The 14,471-nt window shown below is 60.2% G+C and carries 16 protein-coding genes; 8 read left to right on the forward strand and 8 right to left on the reverse strand.

Translation table 11 applies throughout. From position 1 onward, the window contains the following. Nucleotides 1-50 precede the first annotated feature (50 nt). The 5 genes from plsY to KQ659_RS03260 all read left to right on the forward strand — a co-directional run bounded on the left by plsY (nt 51) and on the right by KQ659_RS03260 (nt 4,170). Nucleotides 51-695, forward strand: coding sequence for a glycerol-3-phosphate 1-O-acyltransferase PlsY (plsY, locus tag KQ659_RS03240; RefSeq protein WP_216678817.1), 645 nt, complete (start codon nt 51-53; stop codon nt 693-695). 37 nt (nt 696-732) lie between these two features. Further along, nucleotides 733-1,095 carry a hypothetical protein gene (locus KQ659_RS03245; RefSeq protein ID WP_216678816.1) on the forward strand — a complete coding sequence of 121 codons (363 nt, stop codon included), beginning with the start codon at nt 733-735 and terminating at the stop codon, nt 1,093-1,095. A gap of 414 nt (nt 1,096-1,509) precedes the next feature. Then, nucleotides 1,510-2,088: a hypothetical protein gene (locus KQ659_RS03250; RefSeq protein ID WP_216678815.1), complete on the forward strand. Its 579-nt coding sequence runs from the start codon at nt 1,510-1,512 to the stop codon at nt 2,086-2,088. Nucleotides 2,089-2,245: 157 nt separating this feature from the next. Then, nucleotides 2,246-2,695, forward strand: coding sequence for a QcrA and Rieske domain-containing protein (locus tag KQ659_RS03255; RefSeq protein ID WP_216678814.1), 450 nt, complete (start codon nt 2,246-2,248; stop codon nt 2,693-2,695). A 110-nt stretch (nt 2,696-2,805) separates the two neighbouring features. Next, nucleotides 2,806-4,170, forward strand: a complete 1,365-nt coding sequence (locus tag KQ659_RS03260; protein ID WP_216678813.1) for a dipeptidase — start codon at nt 2,806-2,808, stop codon at nt 4,168-4,170. A 95-nt stretch (nt 4,171-4,265) separates the two neighbouring features. On the opposite strand, the gene KQ659_RS03265 is transcribed toward KQ659_RS03260, so the two are convergent. The 3 genes from KQ659_RS03265 to KQ659_RS03275 all read right to left on the reverse strand — a co-directional run bounded on the left by KQ659_RS03265 (nt 4,266) and on the right by KQ659_RS03275 (nt 6,506). Beyond that, nucleotides 4,266-4,856 (reverse strand): porin family protein, encoded by a 591-nt coding sequence (locus tag KQ659_RS03265; protein ID WP_216678812.1) that lies wholly within the window; start codon nt 4,854-4,856, stop codon nt 4,266-4,268. Between the two features lie 149 nt (nt 4,857-5,005). After that, the gene (locus KQ659_RS03270) at nt 5,006-5,608 is read right to left on the reverse strand and encodes a porin family protein (protein WP_216678811.1); all 603 of its coding nucleotides are present in this window, start codon (nt 5,606-5,608) and stop codon (nt 5,006-5,008) included. 208 nt (nt 5,609-5,816) lie between these two features. Next, nucleotides 5,817-6,506 carry a porin family protein gene (locus tag KQ659_RS03275; RefSeq protein WP_216678810.1) on the reverse strand — a complete coding sequence of 230 codons (690 nt, stop codon included), beginning with the start codon at nt 6,504-6,506 and terminating at the stop codon, nt 5,817-5,819. A gap of 353 nt (nt 6,507-6,859) precedes the next feature. Between KQ659_RS03275 and KQ659_RS03280 the strand changes: the two genes are divergently transcribed. From KQ659_RS03280 to KQ659_RS03290, 3 genes are all read left to right on the forward strand, one after another. Then, entirely contained in the window at nt 6,860-7,972 is a 1,113-nt protein-coding gene (locus KQ659_RS03280) for an acyloxyacyl hydrolase (protein ID WP_216685337.1), read from the forward strand. 134 nt (nt 7,973-8,106) lie between these two features. After that, entirely contained in the window at nt 8,107-8,283 is a 177-nt protein-coding gene (locus tag KQ659_RS03285) for a DUF2306 domain-containing protein (protein WP_216678808.1), read from the forward strand. Nucleotides 8,284-8,414: 131 nt separating this feature from the next. Beyond that, a complete protein-coding gene (locus tag KQ659_RS03290; RefSeq protein ID WP_216678807.1) occupies nt 8,415-8,789 on the forward strand; it encodes a hypothetical protein in 375 nt (124 codons plus the stop codon). On the opposite strand, the gene KQ659_RS03295 is transcribed toward KQ659_RS03290, so the two are convergent. From KQ659_RS03295 to KQ659_RS03315, 5 genes are all read right to left on the reverse strand, one after another. Next, nucleotides 8,731-9,765: a quinone-dependent dihydroorotate dehydrogenase gene (locus KQ659_RS03295; protein ID WP_216678806.1), complete on the reverse strand. Its 1,035-nt coding sequence runs from the start codon at nt 9,763-9,765 to the stop codon at nt 8,731-8,733. The genes KQ659_RS03290 and KQ659_RS03295 overlap by 59 nt on opposite strands. A 6-nt stretch (nt 9,766-9,771) precedes the next feature. Further along, entirely contained in the window at nt 9,772-11,307 is a 1,536-nt protein-coding gene (locus KQ659_RS03300) for a YifB family Mg chelatase-like AAA ATPase (protein ID WP_216678805.1), read from the reverse strand. An 86-nt stretch (nt 11,308-11,393) separates the two neighbouring features. Continuing rightward, nucleotides 11,394-11,999 carry a D-sedoheptulose 7-phosphate isomerase gene (gene lpcA, locus KQ659_RS03305; RefSeq protein ID WP_216678804.1) on the reverse strand — a complete coding sequence of 202 codons (606 nt, stop codon included), beginning with the start codon at nt 11,997-11,999 and terminating at the stop codon, nt 11,394-11,396. Between the two features lie 24 nt (nt 12,000-12,023). After that, the gene (locus KQ659_RS03310) at nt 12,024-12,497 is read right to left on the reverse strand and encodes a hypothetical protein (protein WP_216678803.1); all 474 of its coding nucleotides are present in this window, start codon (nt 12,495-12,497) and stop codon (nt 12,024-12,026) included. 119 nt (nt 12,498-12,616) lie between these two features. Then, nucleotides 12,617-14,461, reverse strand: coding sequence for an ABC transporter ATP-binding protein (locus KQ659_RS03315; RefSeq protein WP_216678802.1), 1,845 nt, complete (start codon nt 14,459-14,461; stop codon nt 12,617-12,619). Nucleotides 14,462-14,471: the final 10 nt, after the last annotated feature.

Raw genomic sequence — 14,471 nt, forward strand, 5'->3', positions numbered from 1 at the left:
TGCCTCGTGGCGCGGGGGCGCGAAGCACCGCTTCGCACTACTTTTATGCCATGCCCCTCCTCTACATCGCCCTGGCCCTGCTGGCCGCTTATCTGCTCGGCTCCATTCCCACGGCCCTGTGGGTGGGCCGCCGCTTCTTCAATCTGGCCGATATCCGCGAGCACGGCTCCGGCAATGCCGGGGCCACCAACACTTTCCGCGTGCTGGGCCCCAAAGCCGGTACGGCCGTGCTGCTCATCGATGCTCTGAAGGGTTTCGTGGCCGCCTACTACCTGCCGCAGTGGCTGGTGGCGCAGGGCGCCATCGCCCCCGAGCATGAGCTGTACTACCGGCTGGCCTGCGGGGCGCTGGCCGTGGTGGGGCACATCTACCCGGTGTTTGCGCAGTTCCGGGGCGGCAAGGGCGTGGCCACCATCCTGGGCATGATGCTGGGCGTGGCCCCGGCCACGGTGGGCGTGTGCATGCTCGTCTTTATCGTGATGCTGCTGCTGTTTCGCTACGTGAGCCTGGCCAGCATGACGGCGGGCATCACCTTCGCGCTGCTGCAGCTGCTGCCCCAGTTCCGACCGGCGCAGCCGTTTCTGGTGTATGTGGGCTTCCTGCTGGCGGCGTTGCTGATTTACACGCACCGGGCCAATATCGGCCGGCTGCGCAGCGGGACGGAGAGTAGGGTGCCGCTGCCGTGGGCGAAGTGAAAAGGGCTAGAGGCGATAAAACACCAATTGACTATCAATGGCCATCATCAAAGTGCCCCAGGTTCATCGCAGGCCATTTGATAAAGGTGGCTCCCTAATGCAAGTCCTCGCTTGGGTCTTGATGAAGATAGTACCTAAGGCTAGCCCCGACTACGACGTGTGCTTCCCATCGGTCAGCTACTGGCTGGTTGAGATAGATGAAGCAGGGTACCCAATGCGCGAGATTGGATTTACCACACAGGATACCCCCATTCTGTTTGCTCCAACCCATCGCAATTTGGGCTTGTGGACGGATTCTGACCGCATCTTTTCCCGGGATGAGTCTGAAACGCAAGACGATTTTCCTTTTGATACAACTTGGAACCACTTGCTCAAACTTTCCAAACAGGTTCCGTTTTAGGCCATCCAACAGGCCACTCCGCTGGCGCGCGTCTGCGACGCGCGGTCAATTGGCTTCGGGTCTCTGACTCGACCGCTGAACGAAACACCGCCGGCGGCTCACCGCCCAAGCATAATAAGCTGTTTGAGTTAAATTCTCGGGCCGTCTGCCTGATGTAGAGACGCATCTTTGCATCTCGTCGTTGAACAAAATCGGCCAACGACAAGACGCAAAGATGCGTCTCTATATCTTCCAGGCGTCGTTTTTTACTAACTCGAACCGATTGTTAGGCTTGAGCAATGGCCAGCGTACTGCCTTCAGCATGGCTGATTATTTCCGCGAACGTTTTGCTCTCACGCAAGAACGGATGGCCTCCTGGTTGGGCGTAAATCGTACCTCCCTGGCGCTGCCTGAGAACGGCTTTATTTTTAGCATATGCTCCGTTTCCTGTCTGCCCTGATACTGGGTTTATCACTGCTAAATCCCGCCCACGCCCAACGCTACAACGTGCCGCTAGCCACGCCGCCCGCCGGCTTTGCCTGGCAGGCGCTGCCCGACGGCAAAGCCGCCGCACTGCTTCCCGCCGGCTGGTACTACCGGGCCGAGGGCCAGAAAGGCGCGCCCACCTATTACCTTACCCAGGAGCAAATAGGCGAAAGCGGCGAGTTTCAAACGGGACTGGCGCTGCAAGTGGTGCGTAAGGCCACGGCCCACACTCGGCACCCGGCCCCGGAATACGCCGAGCTGCTGATGCTGCGCACGGGCTTCGGCCGGGGCCAGCAGGTACTGGAAAAAGCGGCTTCCGTGGAAGGCGCCTGGCACAAGTGGACGGTGCGCTACCGCGACGCTCCACCCGATGCCGACGCCCGCATCGTGTACCAGCTGGCCCTGGCCAATGCCAAAACTGACACTCTCTACCTGCTCACATTCGAAAGCCCCGAAAAAGACTGGGCTGCCGCCTGGCCGCTGGGCGAGGTGATGGTGCACGACCTGGTGCTGGATGCGCGGCAGTGAGCCACCGGCCAGTGCTGGCCGATGCCCGCCGGGGAACAATCGGCCCAGGTCGGGGTTTTGTCGGTTAGCTGGCCGGTGGCAGAATAAATTCCGGGGCTTTAGGCGTTTGTCCGGCATATTCAGCCGATGCTTATTCTCATCCACTTTCTTTTGTGTTATGGCTACTTCCTCAGAAATGAATCGCAAAGACTTTCTGCAGCTCTTTGGGTTGGGCGCTACGGCCCTGGTGGCCTCGGCCTGCCTCGGCGGCTGCGGCAGTAGCAAGAGCAGCGACCCGGTGCCCGGCGCTTCCGGCATTGATTTCACCGTGGACCTTACCGCCGCCAGCAGCGCCCCGCTCAACGATGCGGCCAAAGGCTATCTCTACAGCCCCACGCGCGACGTGATTGTGGCCAAAACCACGGCCGGCACCTACGTGGCCTTGCAGGCACCCTGCCCCCACCAGGGTACCAGCGTGTACTTCAGCCAGGGCCAGAGCCGCTTCGTGTGCCCCAATCACAATGCCGTTTTCGACATTGCCGGCACCGTGCTCAGCGGCCCCTCGCCCCGCGCCCTAAAGCAGTACACCGTGACGCAAACCGGCACCTCGCTGCGCATCACGGGGTAGGTGCGGGGCCGGGGTGGGCTGGCAGGGGGGGAATGCCCGCCGTTGGCGCGCTTATCAGCCGCCGCCCGCTACTTTTACCCCCGTATTCCCAACCTACAAACTTGCTCCGTATGGCCAATTACCTCGCCGATAACCAAACCCGCTTTCTCGATGAGCTGATGGACTGGCTCCGCATCCCGTCCGTGTCGGCCGACCCCAAGTTCCACGCCGATGTACTGAAAGCCGCCGACTTCCTCAAAACCCGCCTCGAAGAAGCCGGCGTGCAAAACGTCGAAATCTGCCCCACGGCCGGCAATCCCATCGTATACGGCGACTACATCGTGAGCCCCGAGGCCAAAACCGTTCTCGTGTACGGCCACTACGACGTGCAGCCCGCCGACCCCTACGAACTCTGGAACTCGCCGCCCTTTGAGCCGGTGATTAAGGACGAAAAAATATACGCCCGCGGTGCCTGCGACGACAAAGGCCAGGTGTATATGCACGTCAAAGCCTTCGAAATGATGATGCGCGACGGCCAGGGCGGCGTGCCCTGCAACATCAAGTTCATGTTTGAGGGCGAGGAGGAAATCGGCTCCAACAACCTCGAAATCTTCGTGCGGGCCAATAAAGAGAAGCTGAAAGCCGACGTCATTCTGGTGTCCGATACCGGCATTCTGGCCAACGATGTGCCCAGCATTGAGGTGGGCCTGCGCGGCCTGAGCTACCACGAAGTAACCGTGACCGGCCCCAACCGTGACCTACACTCCGGCCTGTATGGCGGCGCGGTGCAAAACCCCATCAACGCCCTGTGCGAGATGATTGCCAGCCTGCACGATGCCAACGGCCACATCACCATCCCGGGTTTCTACGACAACGTGGACGAGCTGAGCGCCGACGAGCGCGCCGAAATGGCCAAAGCCCCGTTCTCAGAAGATGAGTTCCAGAAGAGCATTGGCCTGCCCGATAGCTACGGCGAAAAAGGCTATAGCAGCATGGAGCGCACCAGCATCCGCCCCACGCTCGACGTGAACGGCATCTGGGGCGGCTACACCGGCGAGGGTGCCAAAACCGTCATCGCCTCGCAGGCCCACGCTAAAATCTCCATGCGCCTGGTGCCCCACCAGACTTCGGCCGAAATCACAGCCCTGTTCCAAAAGCATTTCGCCAGCATCGTGCCGGCCGGCGTCACCGTCGAAGTGCGCCCCCACCACGGCGGCGAGCCCGTGGTGACGCCCACCGACTCGGTAGCCTACAAAGCCGCCGCCGATGCCATGGAAACTACCTTCGGCAAGCGCCCGGTGCCCACGCGCGGCGGCGGCTCCATCCCCATCGTGGCCATGTTCAAGTCGGAGCTCGGCCTCGATACCGTCCTGCTCGGCTTCGGGCTCGATTCTGATGCCATCCACTCGCCCAACGAGCATTTCGGCGTGTTCAACTTCCTGAAAGGCATCGAAACCATCCCGCACTTCTACCGCAACTACGCGGCGGCCGAGTAGACGCCGGAGCTTCATCTTTATCAGCAGCAAAAAGCCCAGCTTCCGCAATGGAAGCCGGGCTTTTTTTTGGTAAGTAGAAGTAGGGGAAGCGGCGCTTAGCGCCCGCCAAAGGAGTACGTCAGATACAGCTGAAATGCGCTGTTGCGGATGTTATTCTGCACCGTCACGCTGCCCGCAGTGCTCGATTTCTGCACGTTGGTGAATCCGCCGTTGTAGCGCAGGCCGATGCCTGGGCCGGTTTTGCGCTGGTAGCCCAGCCCAGCCAGGTAGCCAAAATCCAAGGTGTTGTAGAGGGGTTTGCGGTCCACGCTCACGCTGCCGGCCTTGTCCTGGGCGGCTACCAGGATGCCAAGCTGCGGTCCCGCCTCGAAGAACAGGCCATCGGCGTTGACGTGGAACGAAAGCGGAATATCAACGTAGTTCAGGCGGGTCGTTACATCAATGCTGGATACTTTCGCCCCCTTCTGTGAGTAGATAATTTCGGGCTGGAAGGCAAACATGTCGGTGAGGCCAATATTAGCAAAAATGCCGGCGTGAAATCCGAAAATGCTCTCATAGTTGGTGGCCTGCGCCCCCACGAAGCCGGAATACGATGGCCCCGCTTTAATTCCCAGCGAAACATTCTGGGCCTGCGCCGCACCCATGAGCCCGGCTAGCAGCGCGAGGGTGAAAAGAGTCTTTTTCATAAGTGAAGTAGATAGATGATGCCGCAAAGCTACGGGTTGGGCCAGGGGTACACCTGTCGGCCGTTTCAAGACTGTGACACCATCCGCAACGCAAAAGCCCGGTTTCCATTGCGGAAGCCGGGCTTTTAGTAGTGTGGAGAAGCGGGCTACTAGCGCCCCGTGCCCCCGAAAGCGTAGCCGAGGTTGAACCAGAACGTGCTGGAACGCAGGTTGCCGGTGCCCAGGTTGTTGGCCGCCGCGTCCTTATAGGTGTGGCTGATGCCGCCATCGTAGCGCACGCCCAGCGAGAGGCCCACCGGGAGCTGATAGCCCAGGCCCACCACGTAGTCGAGGGTCACCGGCGTCACGTCGCGGCTTTTGATGTCCGCACCACCTTCATCTTTGCCCGATAAGGCGAAGTTGACCTCCGGGCCGGCTTCAAAAAATAGCCCGTCGGCGTGGTAGCGGGCCAGCAGCGGCACGTTGATGTAGTCCACGTCGCGGCTCAGGTTAACCAGGTCAGTAGCATCGAAATACTGCTTGGTATACAGGGCTTCGGGATGGAAGGAAATGACTTCCCCAAAATACACGTCAGCCATCAGGCCGGCCTGGTAGGCCGAGTGGCTCTTGGATGTATAGCCGCTGCTGGTGTTGCCCGTGAGGCTGGTGATGCCATAGCCAGCCTTGATGCCAATGCTGTTGGCGGGCGTCTGGGCCTGCGCCGCACCAATGGTGCTGGCCAGCAAGGCGATGGGAAGAAGGACTTTTTTCATTGTGAATAAATGATGAAGGTATTGATAGTCAGGTTTAAAGCTGCCGGATATATAGGGCTGAGGCATATACCGCCCGCACCGCAAATAGGTTGCTGAGGTAACCACCACGGGCGCATAGAAAAGCCACTGCGCTGCCAGCCCCAAAAAAAGCGGCCCGACTTCACGTTGAAGTCGGGCCGCTTTTTTGCCTAATCGAAAGCTGTTCCGGCTACTTACCGCCGAACAGATAGTGCACCTGAAACTGGAACACTGAGTTGCGCACGCTGGGGTTCTTGCCGTTAAACCCACTGGCCGCCGAAGAAAAGAGGTTTTTGGAATTGCCATCTTTATAGACCTGCGAGAAATCGCCGGCGTAGCGGATACCGATGCCCAGGCCGCTGGTAAGCTGGTAGCCGATGCCGCCCACGTAGCCAATCACCACTTTGTTAAGGTCATCGGTGCTGGTATTGGAGGAGCTAATCTGCTTGCCGCCGCCATCTTCAATGAAGTCGCGGTTATTGATGACGAAGCTGCCCTGTGGGCCCAACTCAAAGAACAGTCCCTTGCCATTATCACCAATGGTGGTTTTCAGCAAAATCGGCACATCAATGTAGCCGATAGTCGATTTGAACGTGCCGTTGGTGGTGCTGGCCGAGGGGGTCGTGTAGTTGATGCCGTCGATGGAGGCGCCCTTCTGCGAATACAGCAGCTCGCCTTGCACCGAAATCAGGTCCGAAAAGCCGTAGTTGATAAGGCCGCCGGCCGAGAAGCCTGCCTTGTACTGATTGCCTTTCGAGTCGTTGCCGGAAAAAGTAGCACCGTTGAAGCCGCCTTTAAGGCCGAGTTTGAGTCCGGTTTGAGCTTGCGCCGCGCTGGTTAGCCCAGCCAGCAGTGCCAGCGATAGGATTGTTTTTTTCATGATTAATAAAAATGATAAGATGAATTCTGAAGACAATCTATTACAGTGATTCAGAATCAGGGAGTATATCGGCCCGGAGGGAGCATGGGTTGTGGAAAAGGCGTATTATTCTTTTGGTAAAATCTATCAATCAGCTTTACAGGGGCTTATTTTTGATGCCGGTCTACTGAAGCTGTTTAGAAAGTCCCCGAACGGTGATGCAGCGCGCAGCGCAGCATCTTGCTCGCCTCGTCAGGCCCGTTCAACGATGCGAGCGAGATGCTGCGCTGCGCGCTGCATCACCGTTTGAGTACCTTTTGTGACTTTCTAAATAAATCTAATATATAAATATGAAGGGTGATGCTATTTTAAGGTTGAGCAAGACCGTAATGCCGGCGCTATTGTGGAGCTTGGCTACGTCCGGGGCCGCCGCCCAGACTGCTTATACCGCCGCCGCGCCGGTGCCGCCTGCGCCGTTCATTGTGGGCGCCTATGCCCAGGGCAGCATAATCATGGCGCACACTTATGCCATCCGGCACCTGGTAGCCTCGCATCCCACGGGCTTCGAAATCAACCTGCAGCGCCAGACGACCGGGGCCGCGCCCTGGCACGCGTGGTACAAGTTCCCAAAGGTGGGGCTGGCCCTCACGTACTACGACTTTCACAACCCGGTGCTGGGCTACGTTTTCTCGGCCAGTCCCTACATCAGCAAAACGTTTTCGCGCGGGCCGAAGCACGATTTCAGCTTCCGGCTGGGCGCGGGCCTGGCTTACCTCACCAACCCCTACAACCAGGAAACGAACCATAAAAACACCATCGCCAGCTCGGCCCTGAATGCCACGCTGCAGTTCCGGTTCGAGTACGACTACGCCCTCACGCCGCACCTGGGCCTGCTGGTAGGGGCGGGGCTGAACCACTACTCCAATGGCGCCACCACCAAGCCCAACTTCGGCGTGAACCTGCCCTCGGTGGTGCTGGGGCTGAACTACCACCAGCAGCGCCCGGCCCCCACGCTTGCTTCGGGCGCGCCGCTGCCGGCCGAAATCGGGACCAATTTCTTCAATGTGAGCACCAGCCTGGGCTTCAAGCAGCGCACCGAGGGCGACAAGCAGAAGTACCTGGTGAACTCCGTGACGCTGGCCGTGGGCCGCCGCGTCAACCGCAAATCCAACCTGCTGCTGGGCGTGGAGGGCTTCAACGACCGCAGCCTGAAAGCCACCCTGGAAGACACCACCCGCGCCGGCGGCCCGCAGCCCGACGTGAAGAAAGCCGGCGTATTTGTGGGCCATGAGCTGCTATTCGGCCGGCTGGCTTTTGTGTCGCACCTGGGTTTCTACGTGTACTCACCCTACAAATCGAGCACGGCCTACTACGAGCGCCTGGGCCTGAAATACCATTTTACCGACGTGGTATTCGGGGCCGTCGATTTGAAAATCCACCGGGGCGCGGCCGACGTAATCGAGTTCAAAGTAGGGGCAAAGCTGTAGCCGCGTGCCCCTATTTTTCGGCCGCTGATGACGCTTCGGCTGCCCCGGCCAATGTTTCGGTAGCGCCGGTTTGGCGCGGGCCGAATCGGTTTCCATCTTTCGGCCGTGGTTCAACAATAGCCGCGCCTGCCGTCATGGAAACCTTCTTCGCCCTTAACTGCTACCTGCACATCGCGGCCGGCTTCACCGGGTTTTTTGTGGCTCCCGTGGCGCTGGCCGTGCGCAAGGGCGGGGCAGCGCACCGGCGCTGGGGGCTGGTGTTTTTTTGGTCGATGGTGGTGGCCGGCACCACGGCCCTGGCGGGCTCGTAGCACATTCACAGCACGTTTCTGCTGCTCACCGCCGTGTTCAGCCTGTACATGGCCGGCTTCGGCTACCGCTCAGTTTTCCTGAAAAGCCTGGCCTGGGATGCCCACATAGCGGCCTTCGGGCCGTAGCCGGCGTGGGGCTGCTCGTGTTCCTGGGCACGGTTGGGTATGCGGTGCTGTCCGGCAACATTCCCGTGGGCGTGTTCGGCAGCATCGGGGCCTTCACGGTTTTCCGCCAGCTGCGCGGCTACGCTAATGCCGGCCACTGGACCAAAAACCAATGGCTGCTCAACCACATTTCGGGCTTTATGGCGTCCTACATTGCGGCCGTAACGGCGTTTTCGGCCACCAGCCTATACTTTATTCCGTTTTCGTACAGCTTCCTGTGGCCCACGGCCATTAGGGTACCCATCATTATCTGGTGGCACCGGCGGGTGCGCGGGCAGCGGGTTATGCTGGCACCAGGCTCCGGTTTATCCGGCTCACCAGCGCCGGCCCTTCGTAAATAAAGCCGGTGTATAGTTGAATGAGCGCCGCGCCGGCCTCCAGTTTCTCCCGCGCATCGGCCGCCGAGTGAATGCCGCCCGAGCCGATGATGGGCAGCCCGCCGTCGGATTTCTGGTGCAGGTAGCGGATGACTTCGGTGGCCCGCGCCCGTAGCGGCTTGCCGCTCAGGCCGCCCGCCCCCAGGCTGGCTACGTAGCTGGGCTCGGAGCTCAGGTTGTCGCGGCTGATGGTGGTATTCGTCGCCACCAGACCGCTGAGCTGCGTTTCGCGGGCTATTTCCAGAATGTCGTCGAGCTGCGAATTCGTGAGGTCGGGCGCTATTTTTAGCAGTAGCGGGCGCGGGCGGGCGCGGGCCAGATTGCGGGCCTGCACCTGCTGCAACAGGTCAATGAGTGGTTTTTTCTCCTGCAGCTGGCGCAGGTTGGGCGTGTTGGGCGAGCTCACGTTCACTACGAAGTAGTCCACCACCTCGGCCAGGGCCTCGAAGCCGGCCACGTAGTCGTCGGCAGCGCGCTCGTTGGGCGTGTCCTTGTTTTTGCCAATATTGCCGCCGATGATGAGCTGCCGGTTGCGCCGCCGGGCCAGCCGCGCCGCCACCACGGCTGCCCCGTCGTTATTAAAGCCCATGCGGTTCACTAGCGCCTCGTCCTGCGGCAGCCGAAACAGGCGCGGCGCCGGGTTGCCGGGCTGCGGCCGGGGCGTCACCGTCCCAATCTCCACGAAGCCAAAGCCCATTGTGGCCAGCTCATCGGTCAGGGCTGCGTTCTTATCAAAGCCCGCTGCCAGGCCCACCGGATTCGGGAACTTCAGCCCGAAAACCTCCCGCGCCAAGCTCGGGTCCTGAAAATCGTAGAGTGCCCGGAGCAGGGACTGGGTGCCCGGCACCCGCGTCGCCCGGCGCAGATTATCGAAAACGAAGTGGTGGGCGCGCTCGGCGTCGAGGTTGAAAAGGAGGGGCTTGACGAGGGCTTTATACATGATGGTTTACCCCGCCCAACCCTCTCTATCGAGGCTGCGGTATTGAATGGCTTCGGCCAGGTGGTTAATCTGAATATCGTCGGTGCCGGCCAGGTCGGCAATGGTGCGGGCCACTTTCAGAATGCGGTCGTAGGCGCGGGCCGAGAGGCCGAGGCGCTCCATGGCCGTTTTCAGCAGCTGCCGGCCGTCTTCGCTGATTTGGCAGATATCCTTCACCATCTGGGGTGGCATCATGGCGTTGGAGTGAATGTCGACGTAGTCGGTAAAGCGCGTTTCCTGCACCTGGCGGGCCTTGTCTACCCGCACCTGGATTTCGGCGCTGGTTTCCGATTTGCGCGATTCCGTCATCTGGTCGAAGGTGACGGGCGTCACTTCGACGTGTAAGTCAATACGGTCAAGCAGCGGACCGCTCACTTTGTTTAGATATTTTTGCACCACGCCGGGGCCGCACACGCATTCTTTCTCGGGGTGGTTGTAATAGCCACACGGACAAGGGTTCATGCTGGCGATGAGCATGAAGTTGGCCGGAAACTCAATGCTGAGCTTGGCCCGCGCAATGGTCACGCGGCGTTCCTCCAGCGGCTGGCGCATCACCTCCAGCACCGTGCGCTTGAATTCGGGCAATTCGTCCAAAAAAAGCACGCCGTTGTGCGAGAGCGAGATTTCGCCGGGCTGCGGGTTGCTGCCGCCCCCCACCAGCGCCACATCCGAAATCGTGTGGTGGGGGCTGCGAAACGGTCGGGTGCTCAGTAAGCCCCCGCCGCCCAGCTTGCCGGCCACCGAGTGGATTTTGGTGGTTTCCAGCGCCTCCTGCATGCTCAGCGGTGGCAGGATGCTGGGCAGGCGCTTGGCCAGCATGGTTTTGCCCGCGCCGGGTGGGCCAATCATAATCACGTTGTGGCCGCCGGCTGCCGCGATTTCCAAGGCCCGCTTGATGTTTTCCTGGCCCTGCACGTCGGCAAAGTCGGCCGTGTATTTATTCACCGCGTGCTGGAACAGGTCGCGGGTATCCACTTTGGTGGGCACGATTTCAGTACGGCCCTCGAAGAAGTCGATGGCTTCCTGCATGCTGCCCACGGCAATCACATCAAGGTTGTTGACGATGGCTGCTTCCTCCGCGTTTTCCCTGGGCAGGATAATGCCCTTAAAGCCCTCCTTGCGCGCCTGAATGGCAATGGGCAGAACGCCTTTTATCGGCCGCAGCTCGCCATCGAGCGACATTTCGCCCATGATGATGTAGTCGCCCAGCCGCTCGGTGTTCAGCTGTTGCGAGGCGTGCAGAATGCCCAGCGCAATGGGCAAATCATAGGCCGCGCCCTCCTTGCGGATGTCGGCCGGGGCCATGTTCACCACCACTTTGGTGCGCGGCATGCGGTACCCCCGAAACTTGAGCGCCGCCTCAATCCGCTGCTGGCTCTCCTTAATGGCGTTATCGGGCAAGCCCACCACAAAGAAATTCGTCCCGGCTCCCACCACCACTTCAATCGTGATGGTGTAGGCGTTGACGCCCTGCACGGCCGAGCCGAAGGTTTTGGTAAGCATGGTAGAGTGGTGAGATAGTGAATATTCTAGTGTCCCTACAAACCTACTACCGCACAGCTTCAATAACTCGCCAGCTCACCATTTCACTATTTCACCACTTCACCAATCACCAGTTTCTCAATCAGCAAAATCATGATGTGAATGGCTTTGATATGGATTTCCTGAATCCTATCGGCGTAGCCACTGTGCGGGGCTCGAATCTCCACGTCGCTCAGCCCCGCCAGCTCGCCGCCATCCTTGCCGGTGAGGGAAACTACTTTCATCCCCAGTTTTTTAGCGGCTTCGGCGGCGCGGAGGATGTTGGGCGAGTTGCCACTGGTGCTGATGGCCAGCAGCACATCGCCGGGGCGGCCCAGGGCTTCCACGAAGCGGCTGAATACGAACTCGAAGCCGAAATCATTGGCTACGCAGGTCATGTGCGAAGCTTCGGTGAGGGCGATGGCGGCCAGGGCGCGGCGGTTCTGGCGGTAGCGGCCACTGAGCTCCTCGGCGAAATGCTGGGCGTCGCAGAGGCTGCCGCCGTTGCCGCAGGTGAGGACTTTGCCGCCGCTTTGCAGGCTGGCGGCAATGAGCTCGGCGGCGGCGGCAATGCTGGCGACGTGGGCCGGGTCGGTCAGAAAGCGGTCGAGCACGGCGCGGGCTTCGGTCAGCTCAGCGCGAATCAGGTCGGGGAGGGAAGTCGTATCGGGCACGGAAAACGGAATCAGGAGGCAGAGCTAGGCCAGGGGTGGCCGGTCGGCCGGTGGGGTGTTCGACAGGCTGGGGTCGTTTTGGGGGAACGTGGGCTGGGGCAACGGGTCAACCGGGCGGTTTTCCAGGGGGCGCGTAGCGGGGATAGCCGGTTCGGCAATGCGGCCGTCGATGGTGCGGCTGCCCGGTACCGCGGGCGTGGTACCCCGCTGCTGGTGGTCGTAGAGCTTGGCTTTTAACTCGTTGATTTTGCCTTCGTTCTGGTTCACGGTGCGGCGCAGCAGGGTGCTGTCCAGGTTTTCGGTAATGAGCTGCAGGGCCATTACCACGGCTCCAATCACAAACATGACGTAGAAAAACTGCCGTTCCTGCTCCAGTACCGACAGGCCTGAACCCATGCCCATTACCGACGAGCGCACGGCCGGGGCCAGAATGAACAGCAGCGCCAGCAGCAGGTAAACCATTACGGCGACGGTGACAATGCGTTTGAGAGCGAGCATAAGAGGGAAAAGTTGATTTGAGACGAAAGATAGGGATTATAGTGAGTGGTGAATGATTCGTGGTTAATGGTCGGGGCTGCTCAATGCTTTATTAACCGTTAACCACTAAGTATGCGCGGCTACACCAGCGCGGCGTTGGTTTGCATCGAGCTCAGGCGCTGGTACACGCCGCCCTCGCGCCGCAGCAGCTCATCATGCGTGCCGCGCTCCACAATGCGGCCGTGCTGGAGCACCACAATCTCGTCGGCGTGCTGCACGGTGCTCAGGCGGTGGGCGATGACGAGCGAGGTACGGTTCTGCATCAGGCGCTGCAAGGCCTCCTGTACCAGCTTTTCGCTCTCGGTATCGAGGGCCGAAGTGGCTTCGTCGAGAATGAGAATGGGCGGGTTGCGCAGGATGGCGCGGGCAATGCTCAGGCGCTGGCGCTGCCCGCCCGAAAGGCGCGAGCCCCGGTCGCCAATCACCGTCTGGTAGCCCTCGGGGCTGGCGATAATGAACTCGTGGGCGTTGGCAATGCGGGCGGCTTCCATCACTTCGGCCTCGGTGGCCTGGGTATTGAAGCGGATGTTGTTGAAAATCGTGTCGTTGAACAGAATGCTTTCCTGGGTCACGATGCCCATCTGGTCGCGCACCGAGTGCAGCGAGCAGGCACGCAGGTCGTGGCCATCGATGAAAATCTGGCCGGCGCTGGGGTCGTAGAAGCGGGGCAGGAGGTCGGCCAGGGTGCTTTTACCGCCACCGCTGCCGCCCACCAGTGCCACCGTCTGGCCTTTTTTGATGGTTAGGTTGATGTCGTAGAGCACGGGCGTTTCATCGTAGCTGAAGCTCAGGTTGTGAAACTCGATTTCGCGCTCAAAGGGGGGCAGCACCGTGGCATCGGGCCGGTCGCGGATGGCGGGCTCGGTGTCGATGATGCTCAGCACCCGCTCGCCGGCCACCAGTCCGCGCTGGATATTGCCGAAGGAGCTGGACAAAGCTTTGGCCGGAGTCAATACCTGCGAAAACAGCACGATGTAGGTAATAAACGAGGCCCCTTCCAACGTCGATTGACCGCTCAGAATGAGCGAGCCGCCGAAATACAGCAGCCCGGCCACCACCGAAACCCCGGCAAATTCCGAAAATGGCGAGGCCAAATCCCGCGTGTTGTCGATGCGCTGGGCGGTGCGGGCGTACTGGTCGTTCTGCTCCTCAAACTTACCCTTGATGTAGTCCTGCGCATTAAACGCCTTGATGACGCGGATGCCGCCCAGCGTTTCCTCAATCACCGACAGCATGGAGCCCAGCGTGCCCTGGCTGAGCTTGGCCTGCCGCCGCAGCCGCTTGGCCAGCGTGGCAATAATGCCGCCCGACAGCGGCAGCAGCACCAGCGTGAACAGCGTGAGCGGCACCGACATATAAAACAACACCGCGAAATAGCCCACAATGGTGAGCGGCTCCCGCACCACGGCCTGCAGAGTGTTCACCACCGAAGCTTCTACTTCCTGCACGTCGTTGGTGAAGCGCGACATGAGGTCACCCTTGCGCTCATTAGCAAAATAGCCCAGCTGCAGGCCAATGATGCGGTGGTACAGGTCGCGCCGCATGTTGCGGATAACGCGGGCCCGCACCCGCGCCACCAGCCGCAGGCTCAGGTACCGGAATACGTTGCTGAAGAACACCGAAGCCACCAGCACAATGCACGCAAAGAGCAGCGCACCCAGCTTGCCATGGTCGGCAATCATCTGGGAGAAATAGTAGTTGAACGCACTGGTTACATAATCCAGCGACACCGCGAAGTGAGGTAGAACAGTGGGGGCCTTTGCCTGCATTTGCCCGGTTTTATCGAACAATACATTCAGCAGGGGAATGATGAGCGCAAAGTTGCCAATGCTGAAAAAGATGCCAAGCACGGTGTACAGCAGGTACAGCGGCACGAAATCGGCATAGGGCCGGGCGTAGCTGAGGATTCTTAGATAGGTTTTCATAAGCAAGGGT

Source organism: Hymenobacter siberiensis, from assembly GCF_018967865.2.
Lineage (GTDB): Bacteria > Bacteroidota > Bacteroidia > Cytophagales > Hymenobacteraceae > Hymenobacter > Hymenobacter siberiensis.